The sequence below is a fragment of the Flavobacterium sp. P21 genome, from assembly GCF_050632225.1.
Classification (GTDB): domain Bacteria; phylum Bacteroidota; class Bacteroidia; order Flavobacteriales; family Flavobacteriaceae; genus Flavobacterium.
Map to the genome: position 1 here is coordinate 3821863 of NZ_CP192585.1, position 24824 is coordinate 3846686.

General features: G+C 32.6%; 26 protein-coding genes and 1 pseudogene. 16 read left to right on the forward strand and 11 right to left on the reverse strand.

Annotation, left to right across the window (positions count from 1 at the left end; translation table 11 throughout):
• Nucleotides 1-60: 60 nt before the first annotated feature.
• Nucleotides 61-2952 carry a SusC/RagA family TonB-linked outer membrane protein gene (locus ACQ9BO_RS19150; protein ID WP_431242043.1) on the reverse strand — a complete coding sequence of 964 codons (2892 nt, stop codon included), beginning with the start codon at nt 2950-2952 and terminating at the stop codon, nt 61-63.
• 447 nt (nt 2953-3399) lie between these two features.
• Between ACQ9BO_RS19150 and ACQ9BO_RS19155 the strand changes: the two genes are divergently transcribed.
• The 9 genes and pseudogenes from ACQ9BO_RS19155 (at nt 3400) to ACQ9BO_RS19195 (ending at nt 12097) form a co-directional block, all read left to right on the forward strand.
• A complete protein-coding gene (locus ACQ9BO_RS19155) occupies nt 3400-3900 on the forward strand; it encodes a glycosyl hydrolase (RefSeq protein WP_431242044.1) in 501 nt (166 codons plus the stop codon).
• A gap of 32 nt (nt 3901-3932) precedes the next feature.
• Entirely contained in the window at nt 3933-4523 is a 591-nt protein-coding gene (locus tag ACQ9BO_RS19160; RefSeq protein ID WP_431242045.1) for a glycosyl hydrolase, read from the forward strand.
• Complete coding sequence (locus tag ACQ9BO_RS19165) at nt 4501-5709, forward strand: glycosyl hydrolase (protein WP_431242046.1); 1209 nt, start codon at nt 4501-4503, stop codon at nt 5707-5709. The genes ACQ9BO_RS19160 and ACQ9BO_RS19165 overlap by 23 nt, the downstream gene beginning before the upstream one ends.
• Nucleotides 5710-5750: 41 nt before the next feature.
• A complete protein-coding gene (locus ACQ9BO_RS19170) occupies nt 5751-6197 on the forward strand; it encodes a glycosylhydrolase-like jelly roll fold domain-containing protein (protein WP_431242047.1) in 447 nt (148 codons plus the stop codon).
• 22 nt (nt 6198-6219) lie between these two features.
• Nucleotides 6220-6573 (forward strand): glycoside hydrolase family 88 protein, encoded by a 354-nt coding sequence (locus ACQ9BO_RS19175; protein WP_431242048.1) that lies wholly within the window; start codon nt 6220-6222, stop codon nt 6571-6573.
• Nucleotides 6536-7343: pseudogene (locus tag ACQ9BO_RS19180) on the forward strand (glycoside hydrolase family 88 protein). The gene ACQ9BO_RS19175 and the pseudogene ACQ9BO_RS19180 overlap by 38 nt, the downstream one beginning before the upstream one ends.
• Nucleotides 7343-9649 (forward strand): sugar-binding domain-containing protein, encoded by a 2307-nt coding sequence (locus tag ACQ9BO_RS19185; RefSeq protein WP_431242049.1) that lies wholly within the window; start codon nt 7343-7345, stop codon nt 9647-9649. Before ACQ9BO_RS19180 ends, ACQ9BO_RS19185 begins: the two are co-directional and overlap by 1 nt.
• Complete coding sequence (locus ACQ9BO_RS19190) at nt 9568-10308, forward strand: hypothetical protein (RefSeq protein WP_431242050.1); 741 nt, start codon at nt 9568-9570, stop codon at nt 10306-10308. Before ACQ9BO_RS19185 ends, ACQ9BO_RS19190 begins: the two co-directional genes overlap by 82 nt.
• Nucleotides 10292-12097, forward strand: a complete 1806-nt coding sequence (locus tag ACQ9BO_RS19195; RefSeq protein WP_431242051.1) for an alpha/beta hydrolase fold domain-containing protein — start codon at nt 10292-10294, stop codon at nt 12095-12097. The genes ACQ9BO_RS19190 and ACQ9BO_RS19195 overlap by 17 nt, the downstream gene beginning before the upstream one ends.
• 78 nt (nt 12098-12175) lie before the next feature.
• On the opposite strand, the gene ACQ9BO_RS19200 is transcribed toward ACQ9BO_RS19195, so the two are convergent.
• The 4 genes from ACQ9BO_RS19200 to ACQ9BO_RS19215 form a co-directional block, all read right to left on the reverse strand.
• Nucleotides 12176-12376: a hypothetical protein gene (locus ACQ9BO_RS19200; RefSeq protein ID WP_431242052.1), complete on the reverse strand. Its 201-nt coding sequence runs from the start codon at nt 12374-12376 to the stop codon at nt 12176-12178.
• 32 nt (nt 12377-12408) lie between these two features.
• Nucleotides 12409-12624, reverse strand: coding sequence for a hypothetical protein (locus tag ACQ9BO_RS19205; protein ID WP_431242053.1), 216 nt, complete (start codon nt 12622-12624; stop codon nt 12409-12411).
• A 192-nt stretch (nt 12625-12816) separates the two neighbouring features.
• Nucleotides 12817-13065: a hypothetical protein gene (locus ACQ9BO_RS19210; protein WP_431242054.1), complete on the reverse strand. Its 249-nt coding sequence runs from the start codon at nt 13063-13065 to the stop codon at nt 12817-12819.
• Between the two features lie 442 nt (nt 13066-13507).
• Nucleotides 13508-13873, reverse strand: coding sequence for a YcxB family protein (locus ACQ9BO_RS19215; RefSeq protein ID WP_431242055.1), 366 nt, complete (start codon nt 13871-13873; stop codon nt 13508-13510).
• Between the two features lie 965 nt (nt 13874-14838).
• Between ACQ9BO_RS19215 and ACQ9BO_RS19220 the strand changes: the two genes are divergently transcribed.
• From ACQ9BO_RS19220 to ACQ9BO_RS19250, 7 genes are all read left to right on the forward strand, one after another.
• Nucleotides 14839-15123, forward strand: coding sequence for a histidine kinase dimerization/phospho-acceptor domain-containing protein (locus tag ACQ9BO_RS19220; protein ID WP_431242056.1), 285 nt, complete (start codon nt 14839-14841; stop codon nt 15121-15123).
• An 8-nt stretch (nt 15124-15131) separates the two neighbouring features.
• Entirely contained in the window at nt 15132-15491 is a 360-nt protein-coding gene (locus ACQ9BO_RS19225; RefSeq protein ID WP_431242057.1) for a sensor histidine kinase, read from the forward strand.
• A 7-nt stretch (nt 15492-15498) separates the two neighbouring features.
• A complete protein-coding gene (locus ACQ9BO_RS19230) occupies nt 15499-15921 on the forward strand; it encodes a response regulator (protein ID WP_431242058.1) in 423 nt (140 codons plus the stop codon).
• A 29-nt stretch (nt 15922-15950) separates the two neighbouring features.
• On the forward strand, nt 15951-16502 hold the full coding sequence (locus ACQ9BO_RS19235) for a sigma-54 factor interaction domain-containing protein (protein ID WP_431242059.1): 552 nt from the start codon (nt 15951-15953) through the stop codon (nt 16500-16502).
• A gap of 13 nt (nt 16503-16515) precedes the next feature.
• Nucleotides 16516-16812: a helix-turn-helix domain-containing protein gene (locus ACQ9BO_RS19240; RefSeq protein WP_431242060.1), complete on the forward strand. Its 297-nt coding sequence runs from the start codon at nt 16516-16518 to the stop codon at nt 16810-16812.
• Nucleotides 16813-17206: 394 nt separating this feature from the next.
• The gene (locus tag ACQ9BO_RS19245) at nt 17207-18187 is read left to right on the forward strand and encodes a helix-turn-helix domain-containing protein (RefSeq protein WP_431242061.1); all 981 of its coding nucleotides are present in this window, start codon (nt 17207-17209) and stop codon (nt 18185-18187) included.
• A 37-nt stretch (nt 18188-18224) separates the two neighbouring features.
• Nucleotides 18225-19223: a helix-turn-helix domain-containing protein gene (locus ACQ9BO_RS19250; protein ID WP_431242062.1), complete on the forward strand. Its 999-nt coding sequence runs from the start codon at nt 18225-18227 to the stop codon at nt 19221-19223.
• 81 nt (nt 19224-19304) lie between these two features.
• Here the strand turns inward: ACQ9BO_RS19250 and ACQ9BO_RS19255 are convergent, their stop codons facing one another.
• From ACQ9BO_RS19255 to ACQ9BO_RS19280, 6 genes are all read right to left on the reverse strand, one after another.
• On the reverse strand, nt 19305-21215 hold the full coding sequence (locus ACQ9BO_RS19255) for an OmpA family protein (protein WP_431242063.1): 1911 nt from the start codon (nt 21213-21215) through the stop codon (nt 19305-19307).
• A gap of 92 nt (nt 21216-21307) precedes the next feature.
• Nucleotides 21308-22219: a PorP/SprF family type IX secretion system membrane protein gene (locus ACQ9BO_RS19260; RefSeq protein WP_431242064.1), complete on the reverse strand. Its 912-nt coding sequence runs from the start codon at nt 22217-22219 to the stop codon at nt 21308-21310.
• Nucleotides 22220-22255: 36 nt separating this feature from the next.
• Nucleotides 22256-23584, reverse strand: coding sequence for a gliding motility-associated C-terminal domain-containing protein (locus tag ACQ9BO_RS19265; protein ID WP_431242065.1), 1329 nt, complete (start codon nt 23582-23584; stop codon nt 22256-22258).
• A gap of 386 nt (nt 23585-23970) precedes the next feature.
• The gene (locus ACQ9BO_RS19270; protein WP_431242066.1) at nt 23971-24150 is read right to left on the reverse strand and encodes a hypothetical protein; all 180 of its coding nucleotides are present in this window, start codon (nt 24148-24150) and stop codon (nt 23971-23973) included.
• Complete coding sequence (locus tag ACQ9BO_RS19275; protein ID WP_431242067.1) at nt 24137-24415, reverse strand: hypothetical protein; 279 nt, start codon at nt 24413-24415, stop codon at nt 24137-24139. The genes ACQ9BO_RS19270 and ACQ9BO_RS19275 overlap by 14 nt, the downstream gene beginning before the upstream one ends.
• Complete coding sequence (locus ACQ9BO_RS19280; RefSeq protein WP_431242068.1) at nt 24405-24791, reverse strand: hypothetical protein; 387 nt, start codon at nt 24789-24791, stop codon at nt 24405-24407. Before ACQ9BO_RS19280 ends, ACQ9BO_RS19275 begins: the two co-directional genes overlap by 11 nt.
• Nucleotides 24792-24824 lie beyond the last annotated feature (33 nt).

Genomic DNA, 24824 nt, shown 5'->3' on the forward strand with positions numbered 1-24824 from the left:
ATGCTTTTTGGAAACCAAGTAGTCCAGAAAAAGGATCTGCTGAACCTGAAGTTGCCTGACCTAAAATTGGTTTTTGAATTCAGCATCTGGATTATCTGGAGTCCAGTAATCCGTTTCACGTTGGTTAGCATGTGCTGTCAAAGCTTCTCCTCCTAAAGACGCCGTGTAACCTGTACGTCCGATAATATTGATTCCTAAATCAAATCCTTTATAAGTGAAACTGTTGTTCCATCCTCCTGTCCAACGAGGATTGCTGTTACCAACAACTACACGATCAGTAGCATCCATTTTGTAATCGCCATTTTGATCTTTAGGTCTTACGTTACCTGGTGTAAATTTATAACCGTTAGCATTCCATTTAGCCATCTCAGCAAGATCTTCTGGTGTGTTTTGCCAAAGACCATCATTATCGTAACCGTAACGAACAGCGATAGATTGTCCAATAAACCAAGAGTTGCTTACCATGTCTTGTGCACCATTTGCCAATGAAACGATTTCATCTTTTTGGAATGCGGCATTCAAATTAGTCTCCCAAGTAAATCCTGTAGCAGTTTGAATTGGAATAAGATTAAGTGTTACTTCAACCCCATGATTTTTTGTTTCACCAATGTTCGAAACAATATATGGGTAACCTGATACTGGTGGTATATCTACTCTTAATAATAAATCTTTAGTATCAGATTTATATGCATCAATTACACCGCTAATTCTGTTATTCAAGAAACTAAAATCAAGACCAAGATTGTATTGAGTAGTTTTTTCCCAACCTAAGTTTTTATTTGGCATTCCAGTTTGATTAGCTGTATAATAAGGTTCATTAGTAGTAAAACCTATAGCATTGCTTTGACCATTAAAAGGAAGGAAAATTTGGCTAATATTCCCTAAAGTTCCATAAGGATCAACAGAAGAGTTACCAGAAGTACCAAAACCTAAACGAAGTTTTAAGTTTTTAATCCAATCAACATTTTTCAAGAATTCCTCATTGTTGATACGCCAAGCTAATGCCGCAGAAGGGAAAAAGTCCCATTTGTGTCCTTCAGATAATTGCGTAACTCCATCCCAACGTCCTGATACTGTCAATAAATAACGATTGTCATAACCATAATTTGCACGAGCCATATAAGAACTAATAGCACGTTCTGTAAGACCTGAACTCATACGTGCATTATTAGCCGCATTTGTAGCATCTACTGAACCCATTGCATTCCATAAAAACGAAGGCTTAGGAATATTATTAGCACTCATTTGAGAGTTTTCTATATTCCAAGATGATGCAGTCTGCAATAAAGTCATACCAACTTTATGCTTTGCGGCAAATGTACGATCATAGTTAATGATGTTATCTACAGTCCATGAAAAATCACGACGGTTTGAAAGGCGGGCAAAATTTGTACCTGCACTACCATTTGAATTCACTTTCAAAGATGATGTTCCATCTATGTAAACACCTTCTCTCCAGCTACGGAAATCTGGTCCAAAGTTTAATTTATAAGTAAGTCCTTCTAATGATTTTGTCATTTTGCCAAAATCTAAATTAGCAGAAAAATTACCTAAGACACGCATTGTTTGAGATTGTTGTGTACTTTTATTCCACTCATCCATGATCGTGTAAACACCTGACTCACCACCTGGATTGATAATCAAATTGCCATTTGCATCATAAGGAACAGCAATGTTGTAAATTTGTTTAGCGACACCATAAATTGCATCTGGTGCTGTACCACTTCTTGCACTTAAAGTTGACATACCATAATCTTGCTCACTCCATGAAACATTAAAAGAAGCAGTCATTTTAAACCAATCAACTGGAGTAATATTTGAAGTCAATTTTGCAGTATAGCGCTTGTACCATTGTCCTTTTTGAGTACCTTGATTGTCTAAATATCCAACAGAACCATATGTATTCACTTTTTCAGAACCACCACTTGCACTAATAACATGTTCTGTACTAACTCCACCTTGAGTTACATATTTAGTCCAATCTGTGTTAGTTACTTTAGAAGCATCCCATGTACCGCTTGCCCATCCTTTCAATACATTATCTCTTGATGTTTGACCGTCTAATGCACTGTCAAAAATCAATTTATCATTTGCAAGCGTAGGTGTTGCTGGATTAGCATATTTAGTTGGGTCAAGATTGTATGCGGCCCAACGTCTGTAAGTAATAAAATCTTCAGCACTCATTGATGGTGATCTATCAACAATTTCAGAAGTAGTTACCGTACCAGTATAATTCAAAGTAAATCTACCAGATTTTCCTTGTTTAGTTGTTACGATAATAACCCCATTTGCACCACGAGATCCATAAATAGCTGTTGCTGAAGCATCTTTAAGAATATCCATGAATTCAATATCTCTTGGATTTAAAGTTTCAATTGCAGATGCAGACATTAATGGCACTCCATCAACAACATACAAAGGATCATTACTTGCAGTCAAAGATCTGTTACCACGAATACGTACGGTACCAACACTTCCCGGACGCTCGTTTGTTGTTACATCAACTCCGGCAATTTTACCTTGTAAAGCTTCAGTCGCACTTGCAACAGGTCTATTCATTAATTTCTCAGCAGATATAGTAGAAACTGATCCCGTTACATCAGATTTTTTTGCAGTTCCATAACCAACAACTACAATCTCATTAAGCTGAGACACTTCTTCAACAAGTTTTACATTAATTTCTGAAGAAGTACTCACAGTTCTTTCAACAGTTTTAGAACCAGTTGATGAGAAAACCAATACTTGTCCAGTATTAGCGCTGATAGAATATTTTCCATCAAAATCAGTACTAGTTCCCTGCTTTGTTCCTTTAATAAGTACATTTGCTCCTGGAATAGGTAATCCGGCCGCATCAGTGATTGTACCTTTAACCACTTTGTTTTGCGCATAACCTGTTGTCTGCAGTAATGCAAACAAGGCCAAAATAAGCAAAAGACTAAGTCTATTTTTCATAAAAGTTAAATTTGGTTAATTAATTAGTTTATCCAAATTTATCCAGAACGGTATGGCACAGCATCCTGTAGTATCCTGTTAACTTTCAGGTTTTTATAACATTTTTTAAAATTTATTTAACTTTAAAAAGTTTCAACTCCTTGATTTACAAGGGCGAATAAGTGTGGAATCCAAAAATATTATATCAAAAATTTTATTGAAATATTTTTTTGTAATTCATAGTAATTCGAATACAAAAATGCGAATTGAGAAAAAATACCACAAATTATTACTCATTTGATTTTTAATAAAAAGATATAAAACAGGACGCTACAGGATAGCAAATTGAGTTTCTACATATACTTTTACCTTATTGCAACTATTAAAAAAGTTACTATTGCATGATTCTATACTTATATGAAGTAAGTAAATTAGTAACCGCTACATAAAACTATTGAACCTTAACCAATGAAAATAACCAAATCAAATTTCCTTATTATATTATCCGTTTGTTGGATTATTAATACTACAGCTCAGGAAAAAAATTCACCTTGGCCAAAATCAACTAATACAAATCAGCCTTGGGCACGCTGGTGGTGGATGGGAAGCGCGGTTGACAAACCCAATTTAAAGAGAAGCCTAATCGATTTTCATAATGTGGGAATTGGTGGTGTAGAAATTACTCCTATATATGGTGTAAAAGGTGAAGAAGCTAATTTCATCGATTATCTTTCTCCAAAATGGATGGAAATGTTGGATTATACCGTTCATGTAGCAGACAGTCTTCACATGCAGGTCGATATGGTTTTAGGGACAGGTTGGCCTTACGGCGGATCACATGTTACAGTCGCTAATGCGGCAACAAAACTAATTATTGAAAAATATCCACTGAAAAAAGACGAAACATTTGACCGAAATATTTCGCTTGAAAATAAAAAAGAAAAAATCCAGCCGAACTATTATATGTAGTCGCTTATGGAAAAGACGGTTCATACATCAATTTGACAGATCAGTTAAAAAAGAATCAAACCAAAACAAAAGATAAAGGTATTGACGGAAAAACTGTTGAAATTCCAAACCAAACGGAACCGAATAAATTAAAATGGAAAGCCAAAAAAACTGATTATACTTTATATGCCGTTTTTAGCGGAAAAACGGGACAGCAGGTAAAAGAAGCGGCGCCAGGCGGAAGCGGTTTTACACTAGATCATTATTCAACAGAGGCATTAAATGCTTATGTAGTTCCGTTTAACAATGCATTTAAAGGCCGTGAAGGAAAAATTAGAGCCATTTTTAATGACAGTTACGAAGTTTACGGCACCGATTTTACGCCTAAATTTTTCGAAGAATTTCAAAATTTAAGAGGTTACGACTTAAAAAAGCAATTGCCAATACTATTAAATGAAACTGATGGTGAAATTGGGAACCGCATCAGAAGTGATTATCGCCAGACAATTGGTGATTTGTTATTGAATAAATTCGACAAACCATGGACAGAATGGGCGCATTCGAAAAATTTCAAAACAAAACTTCAAGCGCATGGATCTCCAGGAAATCTGATTGATTTATATGCTCGCCGCAGATATTCCTGAATGCGAAACTTTTGGTTCTATGCCATTTGATATTCCGGGATTCAGAAGAGAAAAAGAAGATATTCGCGAAGGCGATGCCGATCCAGTTATGTTGAAATTTTCATCATCAGCGACACATATTTCAGGAAAAAATCTAGTTTCATCGGAGACTTTTACTTGGCTTCGTGAGCATTTCAAAGCGACTTTATCGCAATGCAAACCAGAAGCTGAGGATTTGATGTTGAGTGGCATCAATCATATTTTTCTTCATGGTTCTACTTATTCGCCAGACAGAGCGGCGTGGCCGGGCTGGCAGTTTTATGCGTCAGTAAATTTCAATGCTAATAACAGTATTTGGGAAGATGCTCCTTCTCTATTCTCTTATATTTCAAACTGCCAATCCCTATTGCGGCAAGGAAAATCAGATAATGAACTTTTGCTTTATTGGCCAATTTTTGATACTTGGGACAAATACCAAAAAGGAACTTTATTCTTTGAATTCAAAATACATTCACTTCAAGAATGGCTTCACCCAACTTCTTTTTATGCTTCTACCAAAAAGCTAATGAATAAAGGTTATGGCGTTGATTTTATTTCTGATAATTTTATTGCCGATGCAAAAGTTGTTGACGGAAAAATCATCCTTAACGGAACTGCTTTTAAAGCTTTAGTAATTCCTCCAACTCAAAAAATGCCTCTTGCTACTTTGCAGAAATTAATCGAATTGAAAAAAGCGGGAGCAAACATCATTTTTGAAAGCCTACCGGAATCTGTTCCAGGTTTTAATGACTATAAAAATCAGGAAAAAGAACTTCAAAATCTTTTATCTGCAAATAATGAATTGGTAAAACCAACTTCAGATGTTTTAAGAACTTTGGAAAGTACTCAAATCTACCCTGAAACACTTGTAAACACTGGCTTAAAATTTACAAGAAGAAATGTTGATGGAGAAAAAATCTATTATTTGGTAAATCACACCACAAAAACAATTGATGGATTTGTACCAATTCAAGCAGGAAATAAAGAAGTAATCATTTTAAATCCGCTTACAAAAGAATTTGGAAATGCTATTGTACAAAAATCTGCCAATACAACATTGGTAAAAATTAAAATTGTACCGGGAGAATCTTATTTCTTGAAAACAGAAAATACAGCTTCGCAAAAAAATGGAATTATTACGAACCAATCGCTGATGCAGTTCCATTAAAAGGAAACTGGAAAATCAATTTCGACAAAGGCGGACCACAATTGCCTCCAAGTGCAACAGTTTCAAATCTAGAATCTTGGACAAAATTAAGTCCAGAAGCCGAAGCATTTTCGGGATCAGCAACTTATACTTTGCAATTTGACAATCCAAATGCTAAAATTGAAAATTGCAGTTTAAACTTGGGTGATGTCCGCGAAAGCGCAAAAGTTTGGTTAAATGGGGAATTCATTGGCACTGCTTGGTCAGTTCCCTATCAATTAAATATTGGAAAACTAAAATCAGGAAAAAACACCTTAAAAATTCAGGTTACTAATCTTTCTGCAAACCGCATTCGCAACAAAGAATTAAATGGCGAAGAATGGAAGATTTTTTATGAAATTAATATGGTAGATAAAGATTATAAAAAATTCGACGCTACAAAATGGGCTCCAATGCCGTCAGGACTTTTAGGCCCAATCACTATTACACCATTAAAACAGCAAAACTAACTATTAACTAAGAATATAAAAAATGAAAAAATTATCTCTATTCTTCTCAATATGCTTTTTGTACACCTGCACAATAAGCGCGCAACAGCCATTTGATAAAAAATTAGTCTTGAAACAAATGATTTTGGCCAATGATTATTTCATGCAAAAATGGCCAGAAACAGGCAAAACAATCATCACAAATAAAGAACGTCCAAGTAATATTTGGACACGTGGTGTCTATTATGAAGGATTAATGGCATTGCACGAAATTTTCCCAAAAGAAGCTTATTATGATTATGCCTATTCATGGTCAGAATTCCACAAATGGGGATTCAACGGAGGAAATACAACTCGAAATGCCGATAATTACTGCGGTTGCTCAAACCTATATTGATTTGTACAATTTAGAGCCAGATGCTAAAAAACTAAAAAACACAAAAGCAAATATCAACATGCTTTTGAATACGCCTCAATTAGACGATTGGTCTTGGATTGATGCAATTCAAATGGGAATGCCGGTTTTTGCAAAAATGGGAGTCTTAGAAAAAGACAATCGCTATTTCGAAAAAATGTATGAAATGTACATGTACTCAAGAAACAAACATGGCGACAACGGACTTTTTAATGCAAAAGAAGGTTTATGGTGGCGTGATGCTGATTTTGATCCGCCTTACAAAGAACCAAATGGAAAAAATTGCTACTGGAGCCGTGGAAATGGTTGGGTTATTGGAGCTTTGGCAAAAGTACTTACGATTATTCCGGAAAACGCACCACACAGAGAGCAATACGTAAAAGATTTAAAAGCAATGGCGTGGCTTTAGTCCCAATTCAAAGACCTGACGGATTCTGGAATGTAAGTTTGCATGATCCAACAAACTTTGGTGAGAAAGAAACTTCTGGAACAGCTTTATTTATTTATGGAATGGCGTACGGAATCAACAGCGGTATTTTGAAAAAGAAACCTACTTACCAGTTGTTCAAAAAGCTTGGGATGCGATCATCAAAGAAAGTTTGCATACTAATGGTGCATTAGGATTTTTACAATCAACAGGAAAAGAACCAAAAGATGGCCAACCACTTTCATACGATAAATTCCCTGATTTTGAAGATTACGGATTAGGCTGTTTCTTACTTGCAGGTTCAGAAATCTATAAAATGAAATAATGAAAAAAACACTCTTATTTCTTGTTTTAATTCTTTTTAAAACCCCGATATTTTCTCAGGAATTTAAGAGAGAAAAATACAACTTCAATTCCGATTGGAAACTAAAAGCAGGAGACTCTAAAAATGCAGAGTCTCTTGGTTTTAATGATAATTCGTGGAAAAAAGTCACACTTCCGCACGCCTACAATCAGGAAGAAGCTTTTGAAAAAGATATTGAACATCTCACTACTGGAATTGTTTGGTATCGCAAGAAATTCAAACTTCCAAAAGGAATTAAAGACAAAAAAATATTCCTAGAATTTGAGGGCATTCGACAAGCTGGAATAATTTATGTCAACGGACAAAAAGTTGGAATGCATGAAAACGGCGTAATGGCTTTTGGCTTTGACATTTCAAATTTAATCAAACCTTTTCCGCAAGAAAATATTGTCGCGCTAAGAATTGACAATGACTGGAAATACAAAGAACAATTGACGGGAGCGCCATATCAATGGAATAATATCAACTTCAATGCAAATTATGGAGGCATTCCTAAAAATGTGTTTCTTCATATAACCAGCAAATTATATCAGACGCTTCCACTTTATTCCAATTTAAAAACTACTGGAGTTTATATTTATCCCTCTCAAATTGACATTCTGGCTGAAAGTGCCGTTATCAATGCTGAAACAGAAATAAAAAACGAATTTGAATCCTCAAAAACAATTGAATATGATATAATTGTAGAAGATTTGGATGGCAAAAAAATTGCTTCTTTTTCTGGCGAAAAAACAACAATTGCTCCAAACGAAACTAAAATTCTGAAAGCAAATTCTTTAATAAAAAATCTTCATTTTTGGAGTTGGGGATATGGTTATTTATATACCGTAAAAACCACTTTAAAAATTGACGGGAAAATTATTGATGAAGTTTCAACTAAAACCGGTTTTAGAAAAACAGCTTTCGCCGAAGGGCAATTTTGGCTGAATGATAGAGTTTTACAAGTAAAAGGTTACGCACAAAGAACCAGCAACGAATGGCCGGCAATTGGAATGTCTGTTCCTGCTTGGATGAGTGATTTCAGCAATAAATTAATTGTTGGAGGCAATGGAAATTTAGTGCGATGGATGCATGTTACGCCTTGGAAACAAGATATTGAATCTTGTGATCGAGTTGGCTTGTTGCAAGCCATGCCGGCCGGAGATGCCGAAAAAGACGCACAAGGTGATACTTGGAAACAACGTGTAAATTTAATGCGAGACGCCATTATTTACAACAGAAACAATCCTAGTATTATTTTTTATGAAAGTGGTAATGAATCAATAAGCGAAGCACATATGCACGAGATGAAAAGCCTGAGAGATACTTATGATCCTTTTGGCGGACGTGCAATTGGTTCTCGCGAAATGCTGGACAGCCAAGAAGCTGAATACGGTGGAGAAATGCTTTACATTAACAAAAGTGCTAGAAAACCATTATGGGCAACTGAATATTCCAGAGACGAAGGCATGCGTAAATATTGGGACGAGTTTTCTCCTCCATTTCATAAAGAAGGCGACGGTCCTTTATACCGAGGAAATCCAGCTTCTGATTACAATCATAATCAAGATCGTCACGCGATTGAGAATGTGGTTCGCTGGTATGATTATTACAGGGAAAGACCCGGAACAGGAAAACGAGTAAATTCTGGTGGAGTAAATATTATTTTTTCTGATTCAAATACACACCATCGAGGCGAATCAAATTACAGAACCAGCGGTGAAGTCGATGCGATGCGAATTCCTAAAGATGGTTACTGGGCGCATCAAGTTATGTGGGATGGCTGGGTTGATATTGAAAAACATCGCACGCACATTATGGGACATTGGAACTATACTGACACTGTTGTCAAAAATATCTACGTAGTTTCTACAGCACCAAAAGTGGAACTTTATATAAACGGAATTTCGCAAGGTTTTGGAAAAAGAAGCAGTGATTTTTTGTTCACTTTTGAAAATATTGCTTGGAAATCTGGTTCTATAAAAGCAATTGGTTATGATGAAAACGGAACTGTTTTAAGTCAAGACGAAAAGAAAACTGCTGGAGAACCATATCAAATCAAACTCAAATTAATAACACAACCACAAGGGTTAATTGCCGATGGTGCAGATACCGCTCTTATCGAAGTCGAAGTAATTGATAAAGATGGCAATCGTTGTCCCGTTAGTAATAACATGATTTCGTTTAATTTAAATGGCTCGGCATTATGGCTTGGCGGAATCGCTCAAGGTCCAAAAATTATATTCTTTCAAAAGAAATTCCGGTTGAAAATGGCATTAATAGAGTGATGATTCAGTCTTTGGCGAAAGCAGGAAAAATAAAAATTTCTGCAACATCAAATGGACTAAAGTCGGCTGAATTATCTTTTGAAACTAAAGCTATACATTCTGTAAATGGTCTTTCTGAAGAATTGCCGGGGAAAAATCTGCCTTCTAATTTAGAACGCGGATTAACTCCCAAAACGCCTTCTTATACACAAAAAAGAATTCCAGTAAATATTTTAAATGCGGCTTCACCATCAAATAATAATGATACTTACAAAAGTTACGACGATAATGAATTAACAGAATGGAGAAATGATGGAAATATCACAACCGGGTCTATAACTTACATGCTTTCAAAGCCTTCAATTGTCAATGAAGCTGTCATAAAATTTACTGGCTGGAGAACAAAAATTTATCCAATCCGAATTTTAGCTGATGGAAAAGAGGTTTTTAAAGGCAATACAACTCAAAGTTTAGGTTATATCACTATTCCATTGGAGCCCGTTTTGGCAGAAAAGATTACGATCGAATTAATTGGAGCTAATACTGAAAAAGATGGATTTTCGAAAATTGTTGAAGTAGATCCAACAAAAGAATTAGATTTATATAAAGATAAAACCTCGGTTGATGCGGCCGGCCAATTGCGCATCGTTGAAATAGAATTTTATGAAAAAATCAAATAATTTAAACCGTCTGAAAGCTTCATTGCTTTTCATTTCATTGTCGTTGGCAATTCCGGCGCTTTCGCAGAAAAAAGAAATTCCATTATGGGATAAAATTCCAGACGAAATAGTATCAAAAGAATATTTTGAAGAAGTAGATCACAAAAATGAACTTTCTGAAGGAGTTCGAAAAGTAACTTTGCCAACATTAACTGTTTATTTAGCAGATCCAGAAAAATCAAACGGAACATCAGTTATCATTTGTCCCGGAGGCGGTTACGGAATGCTGGCAATTAATAAAGAAGGCTACAAAGTTGCTGAATGGTTTAATAGTTTAGGAATAAATGCTTTTGTCTTGAAATACAGATTACCGAGTGATCTAATCATGAAAAATAAAACCGTTGCACCTCTTCAAGATGCGCAGGAAGCTGTTAGACTTGTGAGAAGAAATGCTTTAAAATGGAAACTGAATCCAAATAAAATTGGCATCATGGGATTTTCGGCAGGAGGACACTTGGCTTCTACTCTTTCAACACATTATAACGATAAAGTTTACACACCTTCGGATACAACAAGTGCTAAGCCTAATTTTTCAATTTTGATTTATCCTGTAATTTCAATGCAGGAAGGAATTACGCATCAAGGTTCTAAAGATAATTTGTTAGGAAAAAATGCGAGCACTGAATTGACCGATAAATATTCTAATGAAAAACAAATAACTTCATCTACACCAAAAACATTTTTAGTTCATGCAACTGATGATAAAGCGGTACCAGTTGAAAACAGCATCAATTATTATTTGGCGTTGAAAAAAGAAAAGGTTCTCGCTGAAATGCATTTATACGAAAATGGAGGTCATGGTTTTGGATTAGGCGTAAAAGGAACAAATGCAAACTGGCCAAAAGATTGTGAAAAATGGTTGACAGCAAACAATTATACTTTAAAACCAGATGGGTATGTTTTTACCTATTTTAAAGGAAATGGTGAAGACGGACTACATTTGGCATACAGTGAAGATGGCTATAAATGGACAACTTTAAAAAACGACACATCCTTTTTAACACCAGAGGTTGGAAAAGACAAATTGATGCGTGATCCTTGTGTTATCAAAGGTGGAGACGGATTGTATCACATGGTCTGGACAGTAAGCTGGACAGATAAAGGAATTGGCTATGCTTCATCAAAAGATTTAATTCATTGGTCAAAACAAGAATTTATTCCGGTCATGGCACATAAAGAAAAAGCCAGAAATACTTGGGCACCAGAAATCACTTATGACGAAAAATCAAAAACATACATGATTTACTGGGCTTCAACAATTGACGGCAAATTTCCTGAAACAAAATCAGAAGAGGAAAAAGGATATAACCATCGAATTTATTATACCACAACCAAAGATTTTAAAAAGTTTGCCAAAACAAAATTATTATATGAACCAGGTTTTAATGTAATTGACGCTTCTATAGTAAAACAAGAAAATCAATTTGCTATGTATTTAAAAGATGAAACACGAAATCCAGTTCAGAAAAATCTAAAAGTTGCCTATAGTAAAAATCTAACCGGCCCTTACAGTCCAGCAAGCAAAGCGATTACGGGCGATTATTGGGCAGAAGGTCCTACAGCAATTCAAATTGACGGAAATTGGGTTGTTTATTTTGATAAATACACACAAAAAAAATATGGAGCAGTAAAAGAAACTTCCAAAGGCTGGGTAGATATTTCAGAACAAGTTAGTTTTCCCTCAGGAACTCGTCACGTAACAGTTATAAAAATTTCGGCCGAAGAAATTAATACCTTAAAAAAACAATAATTCTTTTAAATAAAAAAGCAGGATATTGAGCAACCGATATCCTGCTTTTAAAAATGAATTAATACTTACTTTTCTAAATTACATTAAGAAAAACATTCCTTTATAAAAATTTTGAAATTGTGTATGAAAAATAGAACTGTTTACAAAATTTTCAGTTTTATTTTTCTCTCTAACATCAGTGCGACCAGCAAGATGACGTTTCAATTCATTAACTATTTCTGGTCTTGTTTTGGCATTATCCAAAACAATCAAACTATTGATTTCATCTAAAAACGACAAACTGCTGTACAGTTGTTTGTTAAACAGACAAACTAAAACATTTCTTCCTTTTTTTCTAGCTTCAAAAACTCTAATAATTCATTCTTTTCATAAACAACAAATATCGAGCGATCATACATTTTTAAATCATTTTCATTTTTTAGCAAAAATGATTCTTCTGAAAAATCGAATTCTTCCTTAAACTTTCGTTTGAACATTTTTAAAAAAATGCCCTTATTATCGCGCACTAAAACTTTTTCCCTTTCCATAATGCAATAAAATTTTGTTTCTGTAATTTCTAGCTACCGCAATAGCACATATCAAATTATTAATCAAACACCTAAACAACATTACAAAGGTAAATACAGAAAAGAACGGCGATTTACACTATAGGACAAAAAACAATCATTATAAGACTTAAATTTAAACACTTCAATTTCCTCAAAAAACATTGAAATTTTCTAGAAAAACATATTAATAGCAAAAACACTTGCTAAAATGGCTATTTTATCATCAACCTCACTGTAGATTTCATCAATTATCGAATCGTATTTAATGCGTGATCTGATCGAATCTTCTCTTTGTTTTATCTCTCCAATCTTGTTTTCTGCACTATTGGTTATATCAAAACATAAATCTTTTTTATTTCCATAAATTTTAGCTATTACATTATCAGCCGCATTTAAAATTTTAATATTTCTTCTAAACAAAGAACAGTTTCTTTCAATACTTCCAACTTTTTTCCGCTGGCATCTTTAATAACAATCTCAGTGCAAAAAACCCCTTGTTTTCGAGTTAACAACACTGTCATAACGCCATTTACATTTCTAATTCCAAATGCAAAAGGAAAAGAATTTAATCCGATAAGTTTTTGAAAAAAGTCCTTTCATGAGTAATAAATCCAATACACTCTCGCCTATCATTATAAATCCTAAATTTTTGACCCGAATTAAATTTTCTTCTTTTCTTGTCTATAATGTAGCTTCTCGTGTCGGAAAAAATGGTATTCATGTCAATATTATTTTAAACATATTTTTATAATTAAATCAGGATATATATTTTATTTAATCATCTAAACAGATATTAAAAAGAGTAATATGCAAGCTAAAATGACATTAAAGCTTCATTACTCTTATTACAAAATTTGTATGTTTAGCAAAATTTGGTGATGTGAGTACCATTGCTTTCTACAAAAGCAATTAGCTTTCCCAAATTTCTATTTGTATTGTATTTATTGGATATTGATATTATATATCCATTTTTTTCTTTTATATAAAGAAGCAAAAAATCTTTAGTCAAAATTGCTTTTTCAATATGACTCCATTTATGACTTACTTCTCCTATTGGCGAACGCACATAAATAAAGGAATTGGTGAAGTTTAGTTTATATTTTGAAATAAATTTATCAAACTTGAGAAGTTTTTTTATCAACCTAAAAATGAGATCACTGACTGTTTTTACAAACGAATATTGAAACAGAAAAAAAATATTATAAGTATTAAATTCTGAATTATCCATATTAAAATATCTGTATTTTGATTCAGAACTAAAAAATTAAAAAAAACTGCGATTATCAAAGCCAATCCAGCAAGAAGACGGATTCTTTTCTCCCATAAAGCTTTAAAATACATTTTATTAAGCTTACGTATTTCAACGGGATTTAATTCAAATTCAAGAGAAAATTGAGTATCATTCATATCGACCTAAATTAAAAGTGATAAAGGATTTTTTTGTTTTTGATTCAATATTAGAATTAGCAAAAGTAAATCAACACTAATTGGTAACTAAAATCATTAAGTCATTAAAATACCAGAATAAGACATTTTTAATAATACAGTGATTAAAAAAAACACAAAATTTATTAAGTAAACTTTTATTAAACAAAAACCTTTAAAAGATTTAAAAACAACAGAATAAGACATAAAAAATAAAGCTTATTTATTTTATTTTCAAATAGTTAACTATAACAAATCTTTATATTTTATTCATGAAAATTTATTTATTTTTGGCCTCCATTAAAACTTTATCATAAATAATTTCTTATAAAATGAAGCCCGAGCAAGTCGAAAAAAACTTAAAGAGAGGATAAAAGAATTAACGTGTCTTTTTGAAATTTCAAAAACAATTTCAAAATCATATTTCTTTGAAGAGAAAGTTTTAAAAAAATAATTCACAGCATAAAGAAGGCTTGGCAATTCAATGATGATGCTGTTGTCGAAATACAAGTCGGGAATCATTACTTCACAACATCTCAAATACCAGAAAATAATATATTTCAAACAAGCAAAATCAAACTTCCTTATACAGAACCGGGATTTATAAAAGTTTACTATCCCGCCGACAAATTCAAACACAATCATTTTTTAAGCGATGAGCAAAAACTTCTCGATACTGCCGCAGTTGAAATCAGCTTTTATATCGAAAAATTTCAAATTCTTGAAAGAAAAGCTTCCTTAAGAAGAACCCTTGAACATGTTGATCGATTGACAATTCTCAGCGAAACAATCGCGGGAATAGCACACGAACTTAATAACCCTCTAGGAAACATTTTAGGATATGCTGAATTTGTCAAACTTGCCAATAAGGATCCTCAAATTGATCCTGATATCACAACAATTATCAACTCAGTAATTTATACCCGAGAAATTGTAAAAAAACTAATGTTTTTTTCTTGTGAAATGCCCCATCAATCAAAAGCTCAAGAAATTAATCCTATAATAAACTTTACATTTTCAATTTTAAAGCAAAATATTCAAAAAAAGAAATAAAAAGTGAAGTGATTTTTAATAATGCAATCTCAATTATAAGAGTTGATGCCGTACAAATAACACAACTCCTTTTTAATTTACTAATAAATGCTGTCCATGCGTCGCCCAAAAAAAGCACCATTAAAACCATTATTGAGAACGACGACAAAAATCTTCTCATAAGAATCGAAGATCAAGGGCACGGAATACCTGATGAAACAAAACAAAAGATATTTGATCCATTTTTTACAACGAAAACCTTAAAAAACGGAGCAGGCCTAGGACTAAGTGTTGTTTACGGAATTGTCAAAAATCATAATGGAAAAATAACCGTCACAAATAATAATCCTCGTGGTACCATTTTTACAATCAGTCTACCAATTAGTTAATATATAAATGAACTCACTAAAAGAAAACATACTTATTGTCGATGATAATTACGAAATGCTGACTCTTTTTCAACGCACCATAAAAGCACTAAATTATCAAACCTATAAAGCCTCATCTGTCAATGAAGCAATTGAAGTTCTAAAAAATAATTCAATCAACTTATTAATCACAGATTTGAATATGCCTGAAATTAATGGCATCGAATTAATAAAATATACTGAGGAACATTTTCCAGAAATATCAAAATTAGTCGTAACAGGAATGCCTTCTATTGATAATGCTGTCGATGCAATTAAATCGGGCGCTTTAGAATATCTTATAAAACCTTTTACTAGTGAGGAGCTTTCTAAAGCCATTAAAAATTCACTTATAAAAAAACAAATACACCTGTCTATATCCCTGAAAAAACAAACAATAGCACTACAATAATTGGCCAATCAGCGCAGTTCAAAAATTTAATGGACATCATAAAAAGAGTACAAAATAACAAGGTAAATGTATTAATTGAAGGTGAAAGCGGTACTGGTAAAGAATTAATTGCAAAAGCAATCCATTATGAGGGCATATTATCGAAAATGCCATTTGTAACCGTAAATTGTGGAGGGCTACCTGAAAATTTATTAGAATCTGAATTGTTTGGATATACTAAAGGATCTTTTACTGGCGCTACAGAATCAAAAATCGGGTTATTTCAAGTCGCTTCTGGTGGTACAATTTTTCTGGACGAAATTGGAAATGCTCCCTTAACTGTTCAAACCAGACTTTTGAGAGTTATACAAGAAAAAGAAATCACTAGAGTTGGTAGCAGAACTTCTGAAAAGATAGACGTAAGAATAATTTGCGCCACTAATTACAACTTACAAGATATGGTTTTAAAAGGTACTTTTAGAGAAGATTTATACTTTCGCATAAATGTTATAAACATTCACACTACGCCTTTGCGCGAAAAAAGAAGATATAGTACTGCTTGCAAAAAAATTCATCAAAAAGTATGCGACCGAATACAATAAGCCAAATATAACAATGGACGAGAAGGTATTCAACATACTAACACGTTATTCTTGGCCAGGAAATATCAGAGAACTAGAAAACATAATACAGCGAATGATCATTATGAGTGATGAAATCATTACACTTCAAAATGTGCCCGACTATTTAAAATATCAAATACCTGCATCAACTGACTTTTACAAATCATTAAAGGAATTTGAAAAAGAACATATTTTAAAAATATTAAATGCAGTCAACAATAATAAAAGCAAAGCCGCTAAAATTTTAAAAATAGATCGCAAAACTTTAAATCAAAAAATCACTGATTAGTTCTCAAAATAATATTCATAAAAAAACCTAAAGAAGAGAAAATCTTGTCTTTTTTTTAAAGAATGAAAGTAATCACAACTTAAAGAAAAGTGAGTAATTATTCCTTTATTGAGTATAAATTTCTACCCAAAAAAAGAACAGTTTTAGTTTTAAAAAAATAATACACTGAATATCAATAGTTACCACAAAAATAAGCAGATTTAGGCATATTGTTTGCCTACAACAAGGCAAATAAATAATAAAATATGTTTTAATTATTTATTCAAAAATACATCAAAAACCAAATACTATTAAGCTGATGTGGTTATTAAAAAAAACAAAAAACAACCAAACAAACTAACTACCAATACATTAACAAAAAAAGTAGTAACTTTAATACGAAAAAACATCTACTGTGAAAACAATTCAGCATCATTATAGCGCTAACTTCGACTGGATAGAAAATTTAGCAAAGCAATTTGGAGGAAAAGTTGAAGGCAATTTCATAATTGTCCCTGAGGATATACAAATAGGCACAAGATATTTTCTTAACTGCGGAGAAGGTATTATGGCATATTACATCAATGTCGAATACAAGAAAAACTTTCGTCTTATACAAAAAAATCTTGAAGATGATTTCGTAGGACTTTATTACAATCTTACTGATGGTGAAGCCACTCTTTCAGTTAACAATCTTATGTACGACGTGAGCAGATGGCAATACAATGTATCTGCAATAGACAGCTCTTTAGAGTCAGAATATAACGTAACAGTTGGGAGTAAAACCTATGCGCTATGTATTTTTATTAAAAAAACCATTATCAAAGAATATCTTAAAAAGAATAATATCTTATTTAATAATATTGACGAAATAATTGATCCTCAAAAAAATACCATAATTCGATTTGACCGCATGGGAAATGATAGTTTTCATTTACTTGCAGATTTAAAAAAACTAAAAGTTGGTGGGCCAATATTTGATCTAAATCTTACAGCAACTGTACATATGCTGATTGCAAATTACTTAAAAAAAATGTCGACAAAACGAATAATTATACAAACGGTAAATCAACATGATTTAGCTTCAATAATTTCCATTCAGAAGTATCTTATTGAAAACATCGAAAATCACTTTCCGAGTATCAAATTATTAGCAGAAAAGGCAAATATGTCTGAGTCTAAATTCAAAAATCTATTTCATAAAATTACTGGAGACACGCCTAATGTTTTTTTTATGGAAAATAAACTATTAGAAGCTAAAGATTTACTTGATACTAAACAATTATCTATCTCTCAAGTCTCTGATAAATTGCATTTTACCAACAATTCATACTTTGCCTCAAAATTTAAAGAGCATTTTGGATTATCACCTAAGACTTATGTAAAAGATTTGTAAAATATATAATTCACATTGTAATAAAATCTAACTAAGGATGAAAAAAATTTTACATTATTATAGTTTGACACCAGAATGGCAAATCCCATTTGCAAAACAATTAGACACTAGCGTAGAGGATGACAAAATAATTGTATTTCCGGAAAAATTTGGACATGGGCACTCTTATTTTACAGAAGTTACAGCTGGAATATCTGTCTATTTTGTTGATATATCAATCCATCAGGCAATAAAATTGTGCCGTCAAAAATCAGAACATGAATTGTATATTTTTCATTTTGACTTAAGCGAACATATTAATTTAATCAAAATTGACAATGAAGATTATCAGATTGGATCTTATGACAAACTAGATCTTGCTATTATTGATAATCAGATTGAAAGCTCATACAAACCTACTCTCAATGAAAGAACTTTTGCTTTGAGAATACTCGTCGACAAAAAACTTCTAAACGATTTTATAGAAAAATACAAACATAAAATAGAATCAAGCGGAAAAATACAAAAAAAAGATGCGTTTTATCATTATGGTAATATTGACAGCAATAGTATATTACTTTTAAAATCACTTAAAACAAAATCAATACGTGACGTATCATTTGCCCCCTATATAAAAGGTGTTAGCTTAAAACTTTTAGGTAATTTTTTTAATAGGTTTTATGATAGTGAAAATAAAAAAAACATTCTAACTGAGGCTGAAAATGATGCAATTGACAAAACTAAAAATTTCCTTCTATCCAATTTACATAGCCCGTTCCCTTCTGTAACATTTTTAGCGACAATGGCTGGAATGTCTGAATCAAAATATAAAATGGCTTTTAAAAAATGTAATGATACTACCCCTAATAATTTCTTCATACACGAAAAAATGAAACTGGCCCAACAAATTTTACAAAGCGGAGAATACAGTTCTATTACTGAAGTCATATACGAATTAAACTACAGCAAATTAAGCTATTTTTCCTCTAAATATTTCGAAATTATTGGAAAAAAACCTATGGAAGATTTTATAAAGAAACCACACCATAAAAAATAAATTATATTCAAGCAAATAATTAAACATAAAAAAGGGACTCAAATTTTGAATCCCTTTTCTTTGAATTATAGTTTTCTAAAACTATTTAACAATTATAATAAACTCAGAACGTCTGTTTTGCTGATGCTCTGCTTCACTACAAGGTACACCATTTGAGCATCTATTGATCAAACGAGTTTCCCCATATCCTGTACCATTAACACGATCAGCCGCAATACCATGTTTAACAATATAATCTACAGTAGCTTTAGCTCTATTCTGAGATAACTTCATATTAAATTCATCACGTCCTCTACTATCTGTATGAGAGTTAACCTGTAAAGAAATGCTAGGTCTAGTCATTAACAAATCAACAATTTTATTCAATTCAACTTTTGAAGATTCACGAATATTATATCCGTTATAATCAAAATAGATAGGTTTTAAATCCAGAACTTTATTTAAATCATCACCAGGTTTCATTGTTTTTGTTTCATTGTCAACAACAACTTCCATTTCATTTACAAACTCAAATGAATATTCTCTTTTTTCCATAGGTTTAAAAGGAGGTGCGATCTGGATTTTTTCTGCTATTCCAGATTTTTTATATACCAGTTTATAATCAATAAACGGTTCTAAGTCTGCTTTATATTTACCTTGAGCATCTGTATAAACAGTTTTCACTAACTCATCCTTATCATTAAAAATATCAACTGCTACTCCTTCAATTGGACCTCCTGATGTGAATTTTAAAGTTCCAAATACAATTGGATTTATGTCAAAATCAAAAATTGGAGGGCTGTTTTCAGTAAAACTATAAATATCATCATTACCACCTCTGTCAGATGAAAAATATCCTTTTTTGTTTTTTCCATTAATTGCATAAGCAAAATCATCATTGCTACTGTTAACTCCATCACCAAGAGTTACCACATGGTAAACTCCTGAAAGATCTTTAATTGCCGCAAAGACGTCCAATCCTCCAAGTCCCGGATGCCCATCTGAAGAAAAATATAAAACTCCAGATGAATCCATAAAAGGATATGTTTCCCTTCCTAATGTATTAATTTCATCACTTAATTTAGTAACATCATTTCCTACATATCCACCTTTCTTTAAGCTCACTACGTAAATATCAGAATTACCAAAAGAATTTCCTCTGTCAGAGACAAAATAAAGCTCACTTTCATCAGGACTTAAAGCCGGGTGCGCAGAAGAAAATCCGTCACTATTAATAGGATATGCTAATTCTTTTACATCTTTCCATTCTCCATTAATATTATGAGCAACGTAAATTTTTAAATAGGTTGTACCATTCTTATCTTCTCCTAATTTTCCATCAACGTAATTGTTTCTGGTAAAAAACATAATTTTACCATCTTTTGTAATTGCTGGAGAACTTTGATGATATCTAGTATTTACATCTCCTTTTACCGCAACTGGGTTTTGTAATCCTCCATCAGTAGTGATATCTGCAGTATATAATTTTAAGAAAGACTTCTCGTTCCAACTATGTTTTCTTTTAATGATTACACCAGTATCTTTTGCAGATGAATAAATAACTTTATCTGCACCGTAAAATGTTCCGCCAAAGTCTGAAAATGGAGTATTTATTTCTACTGGTTTAAAAGTATAACGGCCAGATTGCTTTTTAATACCTTCCATTAATTTTATCTCATTCCAGTCTTCGCTTAAATCCTTCTTACCAGATTTCTTGTAATATTCTTTCATTACAGCTTCTGATTCTTTATATTTTTGGCTATTATTTAAAGCCTGTGCATATCTGAAATAATATTCTAAATGAGAGTCATTTGAATTTGCTAAAACTTTAGCATAACAATTTGCCGCTTCAGGGTAATTACTATTGAAATAATACGAATCACCCAATTTAGTATATAATTCTACTGAATTATTTCCTTTCTTAATTTGTTCATTATACAATTTGATAGCTTCAATAAAAGCAAATTTTTTATAAGCTTCATTAGCTTTCTCTAATCTAGTATCCTGCCCCATTACATTACTAATACTAGCTAAACATACTATCAGTAAAATAAAAGCATTCTGTATATTTTTGTACATCGTTATAGTTTTTTATTAAAATAGTATTAGAAAAATCTTGGAGTAACTAATCTAGATTTAGATTTACTTACTAATTCAAATCTTAAAAAAAGTTCATGAGATCCTGAGTTGTAATTTCCAATGTGAGTAGTATCATAATCATATGCATATCCAACCTGAATACCATCTGAAACCTGGAAACCTGCCAGTCCGCTAACAGCCGCATCCCAACGGTACGTCGCTCCTAAAGTAAGCTTATCATTAATCAAGAAATTTCCAGAGATATCTACAGCAATTGGCGCACCCGGAACTGCTTTAATTAAAGCCGCAGGCTTAAATTTAAGATATGGATTAAGATCAAAAACATAACCTCCTATTAAGTAAATATGTGATCTAGTTGAATACGTTGTAGCTTTAACATCATCAAAATAACTTGTTCTTAATATTTTTGGACTAGACAAACCTACGTACCAATTATACGAATGAACATAAAAACCAACCCCAACATTAGGAGAAAACTGCGATATTTGTCCACTAAAATATTGATCTGGATTTTCTACATTTAATTTAGTATAGTCAACATCAAAATTATCAATGCCCGCAGATACTCCAAATGAATACTTAACATCTGTACTTCCTAAAATTGTATAAGAATAATTAAGTGTTGCGCCCGTAGTTTTTGCAGGCCCAATCTGATCACTTACGACATTCAATCCTAAAGCATTTCTGCTTCCTAGTGGACTTTGAATTGAAAAATTCATTGTTTTTGGCGCTCCTTCAAGACCTACCCATTGCGTTCTATAAAGTGCCATTGCACTTAACACCTCTCTTGATCCAGTATACCCAGGATTAAAAGTCATGGTATTATACATATATTGTGAATATTGTGACTCCTGTTGCGCTGATGCACTAAAAATCCCTGCACACAATATGATTACTATGTGAAAAATATTTTTCATTACTTCTAAATTGATTTAAATTCTTAGAAAAGAAGATTATTGATTATTGATATACAGATAACCTGCTTTCTCAACTACTTTTTTGCCATTATTATATTTTAGGATATAAAAATAGGTTCCTGTAGGAAGTTTTTCATTTCTGTTGATTGTGACACGACCATCTGAATAGCCTCTAAACATAACATCACTTTCATTGTATGATTTTGCTTCATATACTTTCACACCCCATCTGTTATATATCTCAACCGTATTATCTGGATACTTATCAATTCCTTTAATATGGAAAGTATCATTGATACCATCATCATTAGGAGAAACTGCATTATATACAATCAAGTCGTCTGGTGGTGGAAGATCTTTCTTAACAAGGGCTACTGTAAATATCCCATAACCACTTACCACTCCTGTAACCAGCTGTGTATAGCTTGCACCTTTGCTTCCTTCATTTGTTCTCTCACTAACCACCCCTCCTTCTTTTATCCATTTAGACGACACAGGATCCCAACGTACGATTGCAATTGTAGTATCATCATTAAGATTAAAAAATTCCGAAGGCGTCGTTCTTGCATCAAGAGTAAGGCTTAAAACAATTTTGCTTGCACCTTGATCACGAGTAACATTCCAATACTCAGCATTATCTATCAACTGAATCGTTTCCTCTTTACTAGTATGAGGATATGTTGGATTAGAATTTTTTAAAAAGTATTGTGTCGTATAAATATCTCCTAATTCACCTCCTGTCGCATTGTAAGATGGTCTAAAATAAAGTTCATCTCCCACAGGAAATTCAAACATTTCATTCCCTTTCTTTTGGACTTTACCATCAACAAAACTTAAATCGCTTGCATCAGAATGGGTAGCATTTTCATTAAAAACCACTAATCCGTTGTCAGAATCTCCATCAATAATACCACTTAAAAATTCTGCTTTTTTATTTACTGAGATAACTGTCGATAAACGAAAAGGTATTAACGTACTGTAGTTTTCAAAAAGAACATTTTGAAAATTTGAAGTTTTAGATCCAAAAAGTCGTTGCGCTTTTTCTCCAATAAAAAAAGTTTTGCCAATACCGGTACTAGTAAAACTTACCACTCCGTCATTTGTCCAATTTTCAAAAATGTGTACTAGACCGTCATTAATGAAATTCCCAGTATCCTTATTATCATAATCCATGTAGATTGATAATATCGTTCCGTTTTCAACCTTTACATCCCCACTATTTACAAATTGAGCATAACTATTTGCAGAATAAAGGAATGCGGCGAGGCGACCAGCACAATAAAAAAACTTGCTTCTGAAATTCAAAACATTTTCTGTTCTTTCTATTTCTCCATGCATTTTATATAAAATTGTATTCTTTTTCATCATTTTATTTACTTTACAAATTGTACTAAATAACAGTGCAAAATTATAGCAAGCATAATGCTGAAATGTCTTCTAAAAGTTTTAAGTATATTAAAATAAGTCAGAATACACCAACTTAAAACAATCACAAAACACTGTAAATCAATTAAATATTTTTTTTGTTAATTTTTTTTCACTTAGATCACATATAGGTCATTGAAGATTTTAACCCTAAAGTTTTAACAAAACGAACGATCACAGAATATTCGGCATCAAAAAACTATTAAAAGTTGTTTAGCATAAAAAAGGAGGCCAAAGCCTCCTTAAATTTGTTTTATTATTAAAATTTTACTCAGCTAACACAATTACTGTATGTTTTTAGCGTATCAATTTTTACTAAGTAAATTTTAAAATCTTGAAATTGTTTGCCATTTATTACTACCTTCTGTAATAAGTTGATAAGTAACTCTGTTTCCTACAGTAATAGTAGCATCTGTTTCATCTACAGTACCTCCAGAAAACCCAATTGTTACTGTATTGGTAGAATTATCTACACGTTTCACTGTAAATACTCTACCTGCTCGCAACTCCTGACGGAATTGTTATCGCTACGTTTCCAGAAGCAAGATCTACTAACACTACATTATCTGTTACATCACTTAAAGTATAAGCACTAGTTTTACGTACAATATTCATTGTACTAATTATTGGCGCCACATTTGTCCATATTACATTTCCTGTTGCATCAGAAACTGCTATTTTTCCAGCTCCAGCACCTGTTGTAATTTGAGCAGTAGAGGTTATAACATTTCCAACTGTTACTGTTCCGCTTGCTGTTATGTTAGCGAGCACCAACAATATTAAAACCACTCATTTTTAAATCCTCAGTCGCAGTATGATTACCTAAGTTATCACCAGCACCTATTCCAGATCCGTCAATTAATTTTAAAACTCCGCTTGCATCAGCGACTAAAATTTTATCAGTAGAAGCACCAGCCTCTAATCCTTTTATTGCTAAAGTATTTGTTGGAGTGGCTACAATTGTAGAAGCATGTAAAAGAGCACCTCCTAATTGAATATTGCCTCCTGTTTTTGTTAAACCATTATCTGCGGTTGTAGGAGTAGCATCTACTTGAACCTTTTTACCATTTGGAGTGACAACAGTTTCTGTTTGCGCCATCATATATCCTCCTTGGATTAATAACAGCATGCATATTATTTTTTTCATTTCTTAATCATTTTTTTAAGGATCAACGAACTA